The sequence below is a fragment of the Arthrobacter sp. AL12 genome (assembly GCF_029960645.1).
In the GTDB taxonomy this organism is placed as follows: Bacteria; Actinomycetota; Actinomycetes; order Actinomycetales; family Micrococcaceae; genus Arthrobacter.
On the sequence record NZ_JASBQY010000009.1, the window covers coordinates 47,428 to 62,586 of the forward strand.

Annotated in this window: 15 protein-coding genes; 5 read left to right on the forward strand and 10 right to left on the reverse strand. The window is 67.7% G+C overall.

Translation table 11 applies throughout. The features are described 5' to 3' along the window. Positions 1-164 precede the first annotated feature (164 nt). The gene (locus QK291_RS11470) at positions 165-1,334 is read left to right on the forward strand and encodes a VIT1/CCC1 transporter family protein (RefSeq protein ID WP_282381868.1); all 1,170 of its coding nucleotides are present in this window, start codon (positions 165-167) and stop codon (positions 1,332-1,334) included. Continuing rightward, positions 1,334-2,242: a matrixin family metalloprotease gene (locus QK291_RS11475; RefSeq protein ID WP_282381870.1), complete on the forward strand. Its 909-nt coding sequence runs from the start codon at positions 1,334-1,336 to the stop codon at positions 2,240-2,242. The genes QK291_RS11470 and QK291_RS11475 overlap by 1 nt, the downstream gene beginning before the upstream one ends. Positions 2,243-2,246: 4 nt before the next feature. Here the strand turns inward: QK291_RS11475 and QK291_RS11480 are convergent, their stop codons facing one another. The 5 genes from QK291_RS11480 to QK291_RS11500 all read right to left on the reverse strand — a co-directional run bounded on the left by QK291_RS11480 (position 2,247) and on the right by QK291_RS11500 (position 7,211). Next, positions 2,247-3,380, reverse strand: coding sequence for a Rossmann fold nucleotide-binding protein (locus QK291_RS11480; protein WP_282381873.1), 1,134 nt, complete (start codon positions 3,378-3,380; stop codon positions 2,247-2,249). 144 nt (positions 3,381-3,524) lie between these two features. Then, positions 3,525-4,298, reverse strand: coding sequence for an SDR family NAD(P)-dependent oxidoreductase (locus tag QK291_RS11485; protein ID WP_282381875.1), 774 nt, complete (start codon positions 4,296-4,298; stop codon positions 3,525-3,527). A 28-nt stretch (positions 4,299-4,326) separates the two neighbouring features. After that, positions 4,327-5,706, reverse strand: a complete 1,380-nt coding sequence (locus QK291_RS11490) for an MFS transporter (RefSeq protein WP_282381877.1) — start codon at positions 5,704-5,706, stop codon at positions 4,327-4,329. A 194-nt stretch (positions 5,707-5,900) separates the two neighbouring features. Beyond that, the gene (locus tag QK291_RS11495) at positions 5,901-6,608 is read right to left on the reverse strand and encodes a FadR/GntR family transcriptional regulator (protein WP_282381880.1); all 708 of its coding nucleotides are present in this window, start codon (positions 6,606-6,608) and stop codon (positions 5,901-5,903) included. A 117-nt stretch (positions 6,609-6,725) separates the two neighbouring features. Then, positions 6,726-7,211, reverse strand: a complete 486-nt coding sequence (locus QK291_RS11500; RefSeq protein WP_282381884.1) for an SRPBCC family protein — start codon at positions 7,209-7,211, stop codon at positions 6,726-6,728. A gap of 53 nt (positions 7,212-7,264) precedes the next feature. On the opposite strand from QK291_RS11500, the gene QK291_RS11505 reads away from it, so the two are divergent. From QK291_RS11505 to iolB, 3 genes are all read left to right on the forward strand, one after another. Continuing rightward, positions 7,265-8,113, forward strand: a complete 849-nt coding sequence (locus QK291_RS11505) for a gamma-glutamyl-gamma-aminobutyrate hydrolase family protein (RefSeq protein ID WP_282381886.1) — start codon at positions 7,265-7,267, stop codon at positions 8,111-8,113. A gap of 131 nt (positions 8,114-8,244) precedes the next feature. Beyond that, positions 8,245-8,985 carry a GntR family transcriptional regulator gene (locus QK291_RS11510; protein WP_282381887.1) on the forward strand — a complete coding sequence of 247 codons (741 nt, stop codon included), beginning with the start codon at positions 8,245-8,247 and terminating at the stop codon, positions 8,983-8,985. Between the two features lie 65 nt (positions 8,986-9,050). Beyond that, positions 9,051-9,947: a 5-deoxy-glucuronate isomerase gene (iolB, locus tag QK291_RS11515; RefSeq protein ID WP_282381889.1), complete on the forward strand. Its 897-nt coding sequence runs from the start codon at positions 9,051-9,053 to the stop codon at positions 9,945-9,947. 19 nt (positions 9,948-9,966) lie between these two features. Here iolB and QK291_RS11520 read toward each other — a convergent pair whose 3' ends face one another. The 5 genes from QK291_RS11520 to QK291_RS11540 all read right to left on the reverse strand — a co-directional run bounded on the left by QK291_RS11520 (position 9,967) and on the right by QK291_RS11540 (position 15,111). Then, entirely contained in the window at positions 9,967-11,001 is a 1,035-nt protein-coding gene (locus QK291_RS11520; protein ID WP_282381891.1) for a Gfo/Idh/MocA family oxidoreductase, read from the reverse strand. Between the two features lie 85 nt (positions 11,002-11,086). Then, complete coding sequence (locus QK291_RS11525; RefSeq protein WP_282381892.1) at positions 11,087-11,995, reverse strand: ATP-binding cassette domain-containing protein; 909 nt, start codon at positions 11,993-11,995, stop codon at positions 11,087-11,089. 15 nt (positions 11,996-12,010) lie between these two features. After that, entirely contained in the window at positions 12,011-13,060 is a 1,050-nt protein-coding gene (locus QK291_RS11530) for an ABC transporter permease (protein WP_282381894.1), read from the reverse strand. Between the two features lie 52 nt (positions 13,061-13,112). Further along, positions 13,113-14,108 carry a substrate-binding domain-containing protein gene (locus tag QK291_RS11535; RefSeq protein WP_282381896.1) on the reverse strand — a complete coding sequence of 332 codons (996 nt, stop codon included), beginning with the start codon at positions 14,106-14,108 and terminating at the stop codon, positions 13,113-13,115. A 214-nt stretch (positions 14,109-14,322) separates the two neighbouring features. Beyond that, the gene (locus tag QK291_RS11540) at positions 14,323-15,111 is read right to left on the reverse strand and encodes a hypothetical protein (RefSeq protein WP_282381898.1); all 789 of its coding nucleotides are present in this window, start codon (positions 15,109-15,111) and stop codon (positions 14,323-14,325) included. Between the last annotated feature and the right edge of the window lie 48 nt (positions 15,112-15,159).

Sequence of the window (15,159 nt, forward strand, 5' to 3'; positions counted from 1 at the left end):
CCGCGCGGCACTCCGGCGGCCGCGGGAGGCCCCGAGACGCCGACGTTTTTTACGGTCCGCCTAAACCGCGCACCGAGGTTCACCGGCCGAAAATCCGCGGAAATACGGGGTACGCTGGATACGCAATGGGGCCGAACCATGCCCTTTCAAGCCCAGGAGCTTCCGTGTCCCAGCACGCCACATCTGACTCGTTCAACCACGAACCACCCCACGAATCCGGCCACCAGGCGCCCGCCGCGGCACCGGGCGCCGCAGTACCCAGCCCCGCGGACATCAAGCGGTGGCGGCAGTACCTCGCCGACGAACGCGCCGAGGCAGCCGTCTACCGCGACCTGGCCCAGAACCGCCGCGGCGAGGAGCGCCGGATCCTGCTCGCCCTGGCCGAAGCCGAGGGACGCCACGAGGCGCACTGGCTGCAACTGCTCGGTGACCAGGCCGGCCGGTCCCGCCCCGCCTCGCTCCGCAGCCAGTTCCTGGGCTTCCTGGCCCGCCACTTCGGCTCGGTCTTCGTCCTGGCCCTCGCCCAGCGGGCAGAAAGCCGTTCCCCGTACGCCGCCGACCCCACTGCCACCCCGGCCATGGTCGCGGACGAACAGATCCACGAGGAAGTCGTTCGCGGGCTCGCCACCCGGGGCCGCAACCGGCTGGCGGGCACCTTCCGCGCGGCCGTCTTCGGCGCCAACGACGGCCTGGTCAGCAACCTGTCCCTGGTCATGGGTATGGCCGCCTCCGGCGTCGGCAGTTCCGTGGTCCTGCTCAGTGGTGTCGCCGGGCTGCTGGCCGGAGCGCTGTCCATGGGAGCGGGCGAATTCATCTCCGTGCGCTCCCAGCGCGAACTGCTGGCGGCGACCCGCCCCACCCAGATCACCCTGGCCGCCGCCCCGTCGCTGGACATCGAACACAACGAGCTCGTGCTGGTCTATTTGGCCCGCGGCATGTCGCGGGAGGCCGCCGAGCACCGCGTCGCGGAGCGGATGGGCCTGCTGGACTGCGACTGCGATCCCAGTCTGTCGCTGCAGCCGGAACTGCCGGAGGCCCGTGACGAACATGTTGCCGTCGGAACCGCCTGGAACGCCGCGGCGTCGAGCTTCTGCTTCTTCGCCTCCGGCGCAATCATTCCGATCCTGCCCTTCCTCTTCGGCATGACCGGCGTCGCTGCCCTCGTGCTCTCAGCGGCCCTTGTGGGGCTGGCGCTCCTGTTCACCGGCGGCGTCGTCGGGCTCCTCTCCGGCACCTCCCCCGCGTCCCGGGGCCTCCGCCAGCTGGCCATCGGCATGGGCGCGGCAGGCGTGACCTATCTGCTGGGCCTGGCCTTCGGCGCCGTGGTCGCCTAGTGGACGGTCCTGGTTTCCGGGACCGGACAGCGCGGAATGGCCGCCCCCGCACCACGTGGCGGATCGTCCGGGGCCTCGCCGCCGCCACCCTGGTTGCCGGCGCCGCGTTCCTGGCCGCAGGCGTCATCTCCGGGGATCCGCGGTTCGCCGGACTGATGGAAGTCAGCCGCGGAACCGGGCCGGGCAAGGCTACGGCGGGCCAGCCCGGACGGCCGGCAGCCGCCGAGGCCATGCGCACGGACACTCCCCCGCCCGGAGTGGAGGAGCAGGACGAGCCGCTCGGACGCCCGCAGAAGCCGGCCGCTGCCAGCAGCTCATACCGGTTCCTGGCCACGAACGACGACGGCACCCCGGTGGGCTATTCGCCATGCCGGCCGCTGCACTATGTGGTGAACGCGGCACTCGCCCCGAAGGGCGCCGAACGTCTGGTCGAGGACGCGATCAGGACGATTTCCCGCGCCACCGGGATCAGGTTCGTCGACGACGGGCCGACCGCGGAAGCGCCTTCGCCGTCCCGCAGCCCTTACCAGCAGGACGCCTACGGGGACCGCTGGGCGCCCCTGCTGATCGCGTGGACCACCCCGGAACAGGCCCCGCAGCTCGCCGGACCCGTGATCGGCACCGGCGGCAGCACCCACTTCAGCTTCGGCGGCGGCCCCAGGAGCTTCGTCACCGGCAGCCTGGAACTCGATGCCCCGCAGATCGCCGATGACCTCAGCCGGACGGACGGGTCCGCGTACGCCACCGCGGTGATCCTGCACGAGCTCGGCCACGTCATGGGCCTGGAGCATGTGGATGACCCCGTGCAGCTGATGTACCCCGAGATCGGCGCCCCGGACGGCCTGGCCGCCGGGGATCTTAGCGGCCTGTACGAGCTGGGCTCGGCGCAGTGCCGCAAGGACCTCTAGGCCCCTAGCGGTCCAGGACGGCGAGCGCTTCCTCCACGGTGTCCACCAGGAAGATCCGGCTCTCCATCTGACGTCCCGCGGCGAGGCTCTGCAGCAGCGGCCAGGCCGGGTAGCGCCGCAGCCAGTGTTCCTGGCCCACCAGCACCATCGGCATGATGGTGCCCGGGGTGCCGTAGTAGTTCTCGCAGGCATCCTGGAAGATCTCCTGCACGGTGCCCCCGGACCCGGGCAGGAACACAATGCCGCCGTTGCACAGTTCCAGCAGGATGGCCTCGCGGACGGCGTTGGCGAAGTACTTGGCGATGTGGGTGGCGAAGAAGTTCGGCGGTTCGTGCCCGTAGAACCAGGTGGGGACGCCCAGGGACGGTGTGCCCTCCGGATGGCGTTCGACGACGGCGGCGGCGGACCGCGCCCACGCGGACACCGAGGGCAGGAACCCGGGAACCGCCGCGAGGTCGTCCAGGGCGCGCCGGAAGTCCCGGTCCGGGGCCTCGCTCAGGTAGGCGCCGAGGTTGGCGGCCTCCATCGTGCCGGGGCCGCCGCCCGTGGCAACGACCCGGCCATCCCTGGCCAGCAGCCGCCCCAGCATGGCGGCCTCCTCGAAGACGGCGGACCCGCGGCGTGCGGCATGTCCACCCATCACGCCCACCATGGTCCGGCCGGCGCAGAGATCCGAACGGGTCAGCTCGTCGAGGGCATCGCCGATCGAATGGTCGTGCAGGGCCGCGGCCAGGGTCGCGTCCAGGCGGTGGCGCTGTCCCGGCCGGATGCTCCACTGGTACACCTTGGCGTCGGGGGTGTCCTCATAGCGCGACTCGGCGATTCCTTCGTAAAGCTCCTGCGGGGTGTACAGCCGGGCGCGGTACGGGTTGAACGGCACCGCCTCGAGCTTGGGGAAAATCAGGGCGCCACGGCTGCGCAGCGAGTCCTCCACGCCGTGGCCGAACGTGCACCCGAGGAAAATCCCGCCCTGCGGGTTCATGGCCTCAAGCTGCGCGGTCCGTCCGCGCAGGTCAAGCGACTGGGCGTGCCAGCCCTGCATGGTCCTGGCCCCGGCCGCGACCAGCCGGTCGAAGCCGTCCAGGCTTTCGACCTCCAGCGTGCGCGGGCTGGGGTGCAGGCTGCGGGCGGCGTTCATAGTGCCAGCCTAGACTGCGGCCCGGGCCCGACCCGGCAGGCACAGTGCCCCCAGGCACCGCGGTCGGCAGGGGCGCCGGGCCCGAACACGAAGGTGCCGCCGCCGAATCCGGCGGAGGCACCTCTGCTAGGGTCGGGATCCCGGTCAGGAGACCTGGAGGCCGCCATTGATGTCGTATGTGGCGGCGGTGATGTAGCCCGAATCCTGTCCCAGCAGGAAGGCGATCAGGGCGGCCACTTCCTCGCGGGTGCCGACCCTGCCCATCATGATGCCCTCGGACATCTGCGCCTTGCGCTCCTCGGTGAGGGTTCCACCCATGATGTCGGTGTCGATCGGGCCGGGGGCAATGGCATTGACAGTGATCCCGAACTCGCCGACCTCGCGGGCCAGGGCACGGGTGAATCCGAGGATTCCGGCCTTGGTCGCGCTGTAGGCAACCTTTGAGAAGGTGCCGCCGCCGCGCTGGGCGGAGATCGATGAGATGCTCACGATGCGGCCGAGCCTGCGCTCGATCATGCCCTTGAGGACCCGCTGGGACACGATGAAGGTTCCGCGCATGTTGATGGCGAACACCTTGTCCCACTCCGCCACGGTGGTTTCCATGAACGTCGTCGGGGAGCTGATCCCGGCAAGGTTGGCGAGGGCAACGATCGGCGGGAGCGAGGCTTCGATTTCGGTGATCGCCCGGTCCACGGACGCTTCATCGGACACATCGGCCCCGACGCCGATCGCCTTGACAGCGCGGTTGGAGCCGATCTCGGCGGCGGCAGACTTGGCGTCCTCCGCGTTGATGTCGAGGATGGCGATGGACCATCCCTCGCTGGCCATGCGGTCAGCGGCGGCGCGGCCGATGCCGCGAACGGACGCGGCGCCGGTCAGGACGACTGTGCGTTCGGAGGGGAAGGTGGTTGCGCTCATTTTGGTGTTTCCTTCAGGGATTTCGGGGTCAGGAGATCTTGGCCGAGGCCGCGGGTTCAGTGGTCACGGCTGCGGCAACTGCGGGATCCAGCGCGGCATCACCTTCAGGCCGTTTCCGGGCGTAAAGGTAGGTGGCCACCGCGGTAATGCACAGGCAGAGCGACAGGAACAGCAGGCCGCTTTGGTTGTTGCCCGTGGCGTCGTTCAGGAGTCCGACGGCGTACGGGGCCACGAAGCCGCCCAGGTTGCCGAGCGAGTTGATCATGGCCAGGCCGGCAGCAGCAGCCGCCCCGGTCAGTGCAGCAGAGGGCATGGACAGGAAGGGGGCGATGGCGCCGTAGATGCCCATGGCCGAGGCGGTCAGGCCGATCAAGGCCAGAATCGGGTTCACGGGCAGCAGGTATCCTGCGGCCAGCAGGCCCATGCCGGCCAGCACCATGCTGACGGCGGTGTGCCAGGCGCGTTTGCCTGTGCGGTCCGCACGCCTGCTCCAGAAGTACACGAAGACGGCGGCAATGGTGTACGGGATGCAGACGATGAAGCCGATCTGGGCCGTGGAGAACTTGCCCAGCGCAGCGACGATGGTAGGCATCCACAGGCCGAGTCCGTAGATGCCGCAGACCAGTCCGAAGTAGAGGGCCGAGTAGATCAGGGTGCGCTTGTCCTTGAGCCCGGCCAGGAAGTTGTGGCTGCCCGAGCTGGACTTGGCGGCCAGCTCGGCTTCCATGGTGTTGGTCAGCCATTCACGCTCGTCGTTGTTGAGCCATTTGGCATCCCGCGGGCGGTCGGTCATGAGGATGGGGGTGAGCAGGCCCAGCAGGATGGCCGGGATGCCTTCGATGATGTAAAGCCACTGCCAGCCCTGAAGCCCCATAATGCCGTCCATCTGCAGGAGCAGCCCGGAGACCGGGGCCCCCAGGGCATTGGACACCGGCTGGGCCAGAATGAAGATGCCGAGCACGGTCACACGCTGGGCGGCGGGGAACCAGAGGGTCAGGTAGAAGAGGATTGCCGGGAAGAATCCGGCCTCGGCCGCCCCGAGCAGGAAACGGATGATGTAGTAGGTGGTTTCACCGTTCACGAGGCACATGCCCGTGGCGAAGATGCCCCAGGTGATGAGGATGCGGGCCAGCCACTTGCGTGCGCCGAACCGGTACATGCCTGCGTTGCTCGGGATCTCCAGGAGCGCGTAGCCGAGGAAGAAGATGCCGGCGCCGAGCCCATAGGCGGCGGCGGTCAGGCCGATGTCCTCGCTCATGGTGAGTTTGGCGAAGCCCACGTTGTTGCGGTCGAGGTAGGCAACGAAATAGAGCAGGACGATCAGCGGCATTACGCGGCGGCGGACCTTGCGGAGCGTGCGCTCGCCAAGCTCGCCGAGTCCTGCGGACTTGAGGGAGTGGGAAGTCATCTTCGACCTTCTGTGTAGCGGGAGCGGCACCGGCGGCGGTGGCGGACTCCGTGGGATGATGGGGAGGTTCAGTCCAGGGAATCAGCTCCAGTGAACTGGATCAGATGTCAGACATCTGATGGAAGAACGTAAATATGAGCATAAGAGAGTGACGTGGATTACGTCAAGCCCCGGCTGTGGGTGCGTCCTTACCCTCAGGACGCGGGGTTGTGCACGTAGCGTTCGTAGTCCCGGTACGTCTGGTCCATGTGTTCGTCCATGCTGCGGCGTGCCAGCTCGGCGTCGCCGCTGAGAATGCTGTCCATGACCTTCTGATGGAACTCGATCGCGTGCACCTGGATCTCCTCGACGGCTGACGTCTCGCGCCGCTTCACGTAAAGGAGTTGCCCCAGCTGGGCGAACAGCGCCCGGATAAAAGGATTGCCCGAGGCCTTCAGCACCGCATCGTGGAATCCGATGTCCGCCGCCACAAATGCCTCCAGGTCGCCGGAATCATGGAAGCGCTTCATGTCCGCGATGCACTTGCGCATCTGAGCGGCATGTTCGGCAGTATGGCGTTTGGCCGCCAGCGCGGCGGCCCCGGTTTCCACCATGCGGCGCATCTCTATCAGTCCGACGGCCACCTGCTCCGCCCCGCTGTCGTGCGAGGCGGCCTTGAAGATCGCATCCAGCCCGGTCCAGTTGTCGGACGGATTGACGAAGGTTCCCCGCCCGGCTTTCACGTACAGGATGTTCTGCGCCCGCAGCGCCTTCAGTGCTTCGCGCACGGTGAGGCGGCTGACATCGTAGGCCTTGGCGATGTCGGCTTCGGGCGGAATGGCCTCGTGGGGCTGCAGCTTGCCGTCAAGGATGTCGGCCAGCAGGCCGTCGACGAGGTCGTCAACGAGTGTCCTGCGGCCCATCGCGGTTCCCACCTTCAGTTTTCCCTTTTGCTCCCGGTGCCATCCACCTTACCGAAGCGGCCGGACACGTCGGGACCAGCACGGGGCGGCGCGGTTCGTATCCGCGCCGCCCTGGCGTCAGGAAACCCCGGCGTTTCCGGCTTCGCGCTGCCCGGAGGTCATGTAGGCGTCCAGCTTGGCGAGGGTCTGCTCGATGTTGGCCGGGTGGCGGCGGACGTAACCGGCCAGGCGCAGCAGGAGCCTGGCGCGTACTTCCCGCGCGTCCCACTGTTCGATGACGAGGGTGCCCGGGTTGCCGGCGGCGTCGGCCGCCGGCTCCAGCAGGTAGCGCCAGACGTGGCCGCCGAAGTGCCGCCACGCGATCCGCCGGCCCTCCTCGAACTCGCAGACCGTATTGAGGATCTTGTAATCCAGTTTGATGTTCATTTCCATGCCGAACTTCGCACCAAGGGCGAGCCTTTCGGGGCCGCGCGGCTGGGCACCTTTAACGGTGTCGGAGCCGTCGATAACGCTGTGCAGGGCGGGGTTGGCGAGTACGTCGAAGATGGCTTCCGGAGCGGCCGCGATGAAGCGGCTGCGGGACACGAGGTATCTGTTGGTCATCCGGCAATCCTAGACCTGCGTTGCGGCACATAAGTTGTGTTGCAGAATAGACCATGCAGATTCCGCCCCTTGCCCGCAGCATCCGGCCCCGCATCGGCATTCCCGTCCGGCTCAGCAGCTCCACGGACCCGGATCCGCGGGTGACTGAGGCCAATGCGCTCTTCGATTACATCGTGGAATTGGTGCGCGACGGCGGCGGCGAGCCGGTGCTGCTCACGGCGCCCGGGGAGCCGCTTGAGGCGCTCGACGGCGTCGTCCTTCCGGGCGGCGGCGACCTGGACCCCCGGCTCTACGGTGAGGAACCCGGCGCCGCCTGCTATGACGTCAGCCACGCCCAGGACGAACTGGATCTGGCCATTGCGCGGCGGTCGATCGACGCCGGGCTGCCCGTGTTCGGCGTCTGCCGCGGGCACCAGCTGCTCAATGTGCTCTATGGCGGAACGCTGATCCAGGACATGGATCCGGGGACCGTAGCGCACCGGGAACCCAACCCCGCGCACGGGGCCGGACCGTGGGCCTGGCATGAGGTCCAGGTCCAGGGCTGGAGCAAGGTTTCCTCCCTGTACGGCGGCGGATTCGGCCGCACCGTCGACGGCGGCAATGGCGACTGGGGCCCCGGAAACGGCAGCACCGTCGGCGACGCCGGCACTCCGGACCGCGGCGCCTCCCACGCCGTCGCGGTCAAGATCGCCTCCGGCCACCACCAGGCCGTGGCCCGGGTAGCCGACGGGCTCGTGGTCACAGCCGTTGCCGAGGACGGAACGGTGGAGGCGCTCGAGGACCCGCAGCGCTGGGTGGCGTCCGTGCAGTGGCACCCCGAGGCGCTGGAACTCCCGGCCGAAGAGCGGCTGGCCCCGTTCCGCGCCTTTGTTGAGGTGTGTCGCAGATCTCCCCTGGCCTAAAACGCCCTGTTACCATGGACTTAGGCAGTATGTCCTATCAAACGAAAATAGGCTGAAGAACGTGACCGGCTGCCCGACCTGGGCCCGGGTCCGGGGCACAAGGGAGCGCTTCAACAGTGGCTATTCAAAAAGTGGCGAATCAACTTAATCTCAACGTCGACCGGTCCTCGCCCGTACCGCTCTACCACCAGGTGGTCCAGGGCATCGAGGCCGCGATCCACAGCGGGATCCTGCCGCCGGGCAGCCGGCTCGACAACGAGATCGACCTCGCCGCGCAACTGAACCTCTCCCGCCCCACCATGCGCAAGGCCATGGACGAGCTGGTCCGTTCGGGCCTGCTGGTGCGCAAGCGCGGCGTCGGTACCCAGGTGGTCTCCAGCCAGGTCCGGCGCCCCCTCGAACTCTCCAGCCTCTTCGACGACCTCAGCAACAACGGGAGCAAGCCCACCACGGAGGTGCTGAGCTTCTCCCACGATGAGGCCGATGCCGCCACCCGCACCGCACTCCAGATTCCCGCCGGCTCAAAGGTCTACCACTTCACCCGGCTCCGGAAGGTCGGCGGAAAACCGCTGGCGCTGATGGAAAACTGGGTGCGCGATGACATCACCGCCATCGACGAGGCGCTCCTGGGCTCCCAGGGCCTCTACGCGATCCTCCGCAACGGCGGCGTCAACTTCCGCCTCGCCTCACAGCGGATCGGCGCCATGATCGCCAACGACTACCAGGCGGCCATGCTGGAAACCACCCCGGGCTCGGCTCTGCTCACCATGGAGCGCACCGCCGTTGACGACACCGGCCGCCACGTGGAGACCGGCCACCATGTCTACCGCGCGGATTCCTACAGCTTCGAAATGACGCTCGTCCAACGCTAGGTGCGGCCTCCACGCCCGTCAGCATCCGCGCCTCCCTCCGGCGCGACAACGAAAAGGCAGAACTCATGGCCAACTGGGTCTATCCGCTCGGCACCGCCGCCCAAGGCACCTGGGACGTCTCCCTGGGCACCTCCGATTCCACGCTGGCGGTGAACGGCTGGGCGCACACCGGGCTGAAGGTCGCCACCCTGGCGGCCGCGGCCGCCGTCGAGCTTTCCGCCGCGGGCGAGGAACGCATCGTGATCCCCCTCAACGGGGCCTTTGCGGTGTCCGTCGACGGCGAGGACTACCGGCTGGCCGGCCGGGAGAGCGTGTTCAGCGGCCCCAGCGATGTTCTCTACACGGGGACCGGCAAGGCCGTGACGATCAGTTCGGCCAACGGCGGACGGGTCGCCGTGGCCACTGCCCCGGCGAAGGCCTCCCATCCCACGCGCCTCATCACGGCCGCGGAGACTCCGGTGGAACTGCGCGGGGCCGGCAACTGCTCCCGGCAGGTCCACAATTTCGGCACCCCCGCCGCTCTGGAGGCCGACCGTTTCATTGTCTGCGAGGTCCTCACGCCGGCCGGCAACTGGTCCTCCTATCCCCCGCACAAGCATGACGAGGAGAAGGACGGCGAAACCAGCCTCGAGGAGATCTACTACTTTGAAACCCGGGTGACGCCCGGCGCTCCCGCACGGCCGGGGCCGGACGACGCGATCGGCTACCAGCGTGTGTACGCCTCGGACGAGCGGCCCATCGATGTCGCGGCGGAGGTGCGGACCGGCGACGTCGTCCTGGTGCCCTACGGCTGGCACGGCCCGGCGATGGCAGCCCCGGGCTACGACATGTACTACCTCAACGTGATGGCGGGACCCGGCCCGGTCCGCGACTGGCTCATCAGCGACGACCCGCACCACGGCTGGATCCGCCAGACCTGGGAAGGCCAGGACCTGGACCCAAGGCTGCCCTTCGACGCCTGACGGCACCGCGCAGCCCCTTTCAGCCGGCCTCGGCCTGGACCACGCGGACCGGCACGCCGGTCGCGAGGGATTCCTGGGCGGCATCGGCCACGCGGGAGGCGGCCACGGCATCCTCCGGCGAGCAGGGGTTGTCCCGGCGCCCCAGGATCAGCTCCACAAAGGCAGCCATCTCGGCGCGGTAGGCCGTCTCGAACCGCTCGGCGAAGGTCCGGTGCGGCTCCCCGGCCGGGAACGAGACCCCGGCTTCGGCCGAGGCCAGGGCCGCTTTGTCGTCCAGGCCGACCATAAGCGAGCTCCGCGAGCCCTGGATTTCCAGCCGCACATCGTGGCCCGCCCCGTTGTACCGTGTGGCCGAGACGGTTCCCAGGGTGCCGTCGTCGAAGGTAACCAGCGCGAGGGCGGTGTCCACGTCGCCGGCATCCCCGATGGCCGGGTCCCCGTTGTTGGACCCCCGGGCGTAGACCTCGACGATTTCCCGGCCGGTGAGCCAGCGCAGGATGTCGAAGTCGTGGACCGAACAGTCCCGGAACAGCCCGCCGGAACTGGCCAGAAACTCGACCGGCGGCGGCGCCATGTCGCAGGTGACGGCGCGCAGCGAGTGGATCCAGCCCAGTTCCCCGGCCTGGTAGGCACGCCGGGCCTCCTGGTAGCCGGCGTCGAAACGGCGCTGTTGGCCGATCTGGACGACGCCGTTCCGGTCCCGGATGTAGTCCAGCAAGGGCAGGGCATCCGCCACGTTCAGGGCGACGGGTTTCTCGCAGAACACCGCGATGCCGGCGTCCACCCCGGCCTTGATCAGCTCCGGGTGGGTCCCGGTTCCGGTGGCGATGACGAGTCCGTCCAGCCCGGACGCGAGGAGCGCCTCCACCGAGGGCAGGAATTCGGCACCGAGCCCCGCGGCGATGCCCAGGGCGTGGTCCTCGGCGATGTCCGTGAGCCGGAGTCGGACGTTGAGGCCCTGGGGGTTGAGGACGCCGTTGAGCCCGGCGATGTTGTTGGCGTGCATGACGCCGATCCGCCCCACCCCGACCAGTCCGAGAATCACGTCTTTCATATTTCCACTTTCGTGTGCTCCGCAAATGTCCTGACGACGAAGAGCAGGGCCGTGCCGGACGGGCGGGCCCTGCTCCCCCGGACTGCTAGTAGGTTTTGCCAGTGGTCTTGGCCACCTCGGCCACTTCACCGTGGACTTCCTTGACGATGTCGCTGTGGCTGCCGAGTTGTTCGAGTTCGTGGGCGAGTTCAGCGAGTTCAGCGCCGCCGGCCATCTGGGCGGTGAGTTCGTCGAGGGTGATGTCTCTTTTGTCGTAGTAGCCAATGGACTTGCCGCGTTTGAGCAGCAGGAACCGGTCGCCGACGGGGTAGGCGTGGTGCGGGTTGTGGGTGATGAAAATGACGCCGAGGCCGCGGTCACGGGCCTGCAGGATGTAGCGCAGGACCACCCCGGACTGCTTCACCCCCAGGGCGGCGGTGGGTTCGTCCAGGATCAGGACTTTCGCGCCGAAGTGCACGGCCCGGGCGATCGCGACGCACTGGCGCTCACCGCCGGAGAGCTGGCCGATGGGCTGTTCGACGTCGCGCAGGTCGATGCCCATCGCGGCGAGTTCCTTGAGGGTGATCGCCTTCATCTTCTCGACGTCCATGCTCTTGAACGGGCCAAAGCCGGAGGTCAGCTCGGAGCCGAGGAAGAAGTTCCGCCAGATCGGCATCAGCGGCACCACCGCAAGGTCCTGGTAGACGGTGGCGATGCCGGCGTCCAGGGCGTCGCGGGGGGAGGTGAATCTGCGTTCCTCGTCCAGGACCTTCAGGGTCCCGGCGTCGTGCTGGTGCAGGCCGGCGATGATCTTGATCAGCGTGGACTTGCCCGCGCCGTTGTCGCCCAGGACGCAGGTGACACGGCCATTGTCCACGGCCATCGTGACATCGGAGAGGGCGATGATGTTGCCGTAGTGCTTGGCGACCCCGTCGAGGGAGAGCAGGTGCACGGGGGTGAGGGGGACTTCTTCTTTCTGCAGCAGCGTTTGCTGGTCGATTTCTTTGGCGTTCATGGTTCTCCGGGCCCTTTACTTCAGTTCCGTGCGGCGCTTGACGATGAGGTTGACGATGGTGGCCAGCAGCAGCATCAGGCCCAGGAAGAACTTGAACCAGTCCGGGTTCCACTGCGCGTAGACGATGCCCTTGTTGGCCATGCCGAAGATAAACGCGCCGATCGCGCCGCCTATCGCCGAGCCGTAGCCGCCGGTGAGGAGGCAGCCGCCGATCACCGCGGCGATGATGTAAAGGAATTCGTTGCCCACGCCTTCACCGGACTGCACGGTGTCGAAGGCGAAGAGGTTGTGCATGCCCAGGATCCAGCCGCAGAAGCCCACGGCCATGAACAGGCCGATCTTGGTGGCCCTGACCGGGACACCCACGGCGCGGGCGGCGTTGGCGTCCCCGCCGACGGCGAAGATCCAGTTCCCCACCCGGGTCCGCATCAGCACCCAGGTCGCGACCGCGACGAGCGCGAACCAGTAGAACACGGTGATTTTGACATCGACGCCGCCGATGGTCACCGAGGACGCGAACACCGCCCGGGCCGGGGCGAACCCCTCCATGTTGGAGATCGAGGGTGAGGACACGCCGCCGCCGATCAGCCGGGTCAGGCCCAGGTTCAGGCCGGTCAGCATAAGGAAGGTCGCCAGGGTCACGATGAAGGAAGGCAGCTTGGTCTTCATCAGGATCCAGCCGTTGATGAAGCCGATGGACAGAGACACCACCAGAGCAAGGCCGACGCCGACCCAGACGTTCGTGCTGAAGTACCAGCTGAACAGCGACGCCGTCAGCGCCGAGGTGATCACGGCGACACCGGTGGAGAGGTCGAACTCCCCGCCGATCATCAGTAAGGACACGCCTACCGCCATGATCCCGATCGTGGAGGAGCCATAGAGGATGGTCGCCAGCGCATTGGGCTGGGTGAACGTCGGGGACACCAACGCGAAGAAAATGAAGAGGACGATCGCGCCCGCCAGGGCACCGACCTCGGGACGTCCCAGCAGTTTCTGGAACGGACTGCGCTGGGCGACGCGCTCATCGGGCGCCGGCGACTTTGGCTTGGTCTGGGTAATGGTCACGATAGTTCTCCTTGCTGCCGGGCCGGCGTGAACCGCCCCGGCCAGCGGGCTGTTAGCGGATACCCTGCTGGGCGAAGGTCAGGACGTCGGCCGCATTGGACTTGTCGACGAGGCTCGGGCCGGTGAGGACCGACTGGCCGCCGCCGATGCTGAAGCCGCCGCGCTTGTTCTGCCACAGCGCGTCAACGGCGCCATAGCCCTGCAGCCACGGCTGCTGGTCCACCGTGAACAGAACTGCACCATCCACAATCTTCTGGGCGAGATCCGCGTTCAGGTCGAAACTTGCCACCTTGGCCGAGCTGCCCGCGTCAGTGACCGACTTGAGGAGAGTCAGTGTGATGGGAGCGCCGAGGCCGATGATGCCGTCGGCATCCTTGGAAGCCTGGAGCTTGGCAGTCGCGGTGGACTGGACCGAGGTCATGTCCTTGCCGTCAACGTAAAGGATCTCCGTTCCGGGCACCTTCGCCTTGACACCGGCGCACCGTGCTTCAAGTCCGACGTGCCCCTGCTCCTGAATCACGCAGATCGGGTGTTTGAAGTTCTCCGCCGCGAGCCGCGTGCCGACTGCCTCACCGGCGAGCTTTTCGTTCGAGCCGAAGTGGGTAAATGCTCCCAGCTGCGCCGAAACATCCTCGCCCGCGTTGAGGCTCACAATCGGGATGCCGGCGTCGGCGGCCTTCTTCAGGACATCCTTGAGGGCTTCGGGCTTGGCGAGCGTGACCGCGATGCCGTCGACCTTTTGGTCTATGGCCTGCTGGATGAGCTGAGCCTGACGCCCGGCTTCGGGGTCGGACGTGTAGAGGAGTTCAGCGTTGTCCTTCGCCGATGCCTCTTCGGCGCCCTTGCGAACAATGTCCCAGAAGGTATCACCTGCTGCGGCGTGCGTGATGAGAGCCACCTTGATCCGGTCGGTCGTGGCGACTTGGCCGCCGCCAGCCGCAATGCCTGCGTCTGCGGGCTTACCGCCGGTGCTTGAACATGCGCTCAGTGCCAGCATCGGCACAACCGCCGCCACTAGGGCCGCCCTACGCCAGGAATATTTAGCCATCGTGAATCTCCTCTGATTTCAGTTCCGGGCTGCTACCTTGCAGCCGCCGGAAATATTGCCTGCCTCGATCATGGTGATTTAGCTCACTCATGTCAGGGAGACTTCCTCCGGCCCCGAGCGCAAAGCCCTCCCTGTTCATCACCGAGCCGGCCACCCAGGCATGAGGCCAGATTCGTCCCCATAGCAACTTATCGGGACCGACGAAGTCAGCTCCTTACACTGTCGGAGCGGCCTTTCCCGTCCCGGATGCATGCCCCGCCCCGGCTCGGGCCGCCCGGCGCCTTCGCGCGCCGGCCACCCCTGCCGCCGCCACTGCCACTCCGGCCAGCAGCGCCGCCGCGCCCGGCACCGGGTACTGAGGCAGCAACCGCACAGCAACCCCGGCCAGACCCCAGGTTACGGCGGCGGCGTAGGCCAGGGAGACCGGCCGCAACCACGCCAGCGTAGCAGCGGCGCCGCCTGCAGCCACCAGCGCCGCTGCGCTCCAGGCCTCGGCGCCTGGCCAGGGGGCACTGATACCTGACGCGATGAGGGCCTCACCGCTGCCTGCCACCATCGCTACCGTAATCCAGCCACTGAAAAGGCCCAGCGGGACCCGCACCAGCCACCGGTCGCGCACGGAGACGGCCTCGCCCGGCCGCGCCGGTGCCGCCCGGGTGTAGGCCGTCACGGCTGCCGCAGCGGTTGCGGCGATCAAGGACAGCTCCAACCCCGGGGCGCCCTGGGCCCACACCCAAAACCCGGACAGGCCCACCGCGCATGCCGTGGCCCATCCGGTACGGCGGAGCACCGGGTCCCGGCGCCGGGCCGGCAGCGCCTGGTAGACGGCATGGCTGAAGAGACCCGCATAGATGGGCGCCCAGATGCCGAAGGCGTAGTTAGCCGGCACCACCAGACTGGGACCGGCTGCGGCGTCCCCGTAGTCCCCGGAAACACCAACAATGAAGCCTCCGCTAACCGCCGCGGCCACAGTGACCTGACGCAGTAAGTCACGATCGACCATCACTGACCTGCTCTCCTCCGGGCCTTTTCCATCATGCGCTCTCGGCAG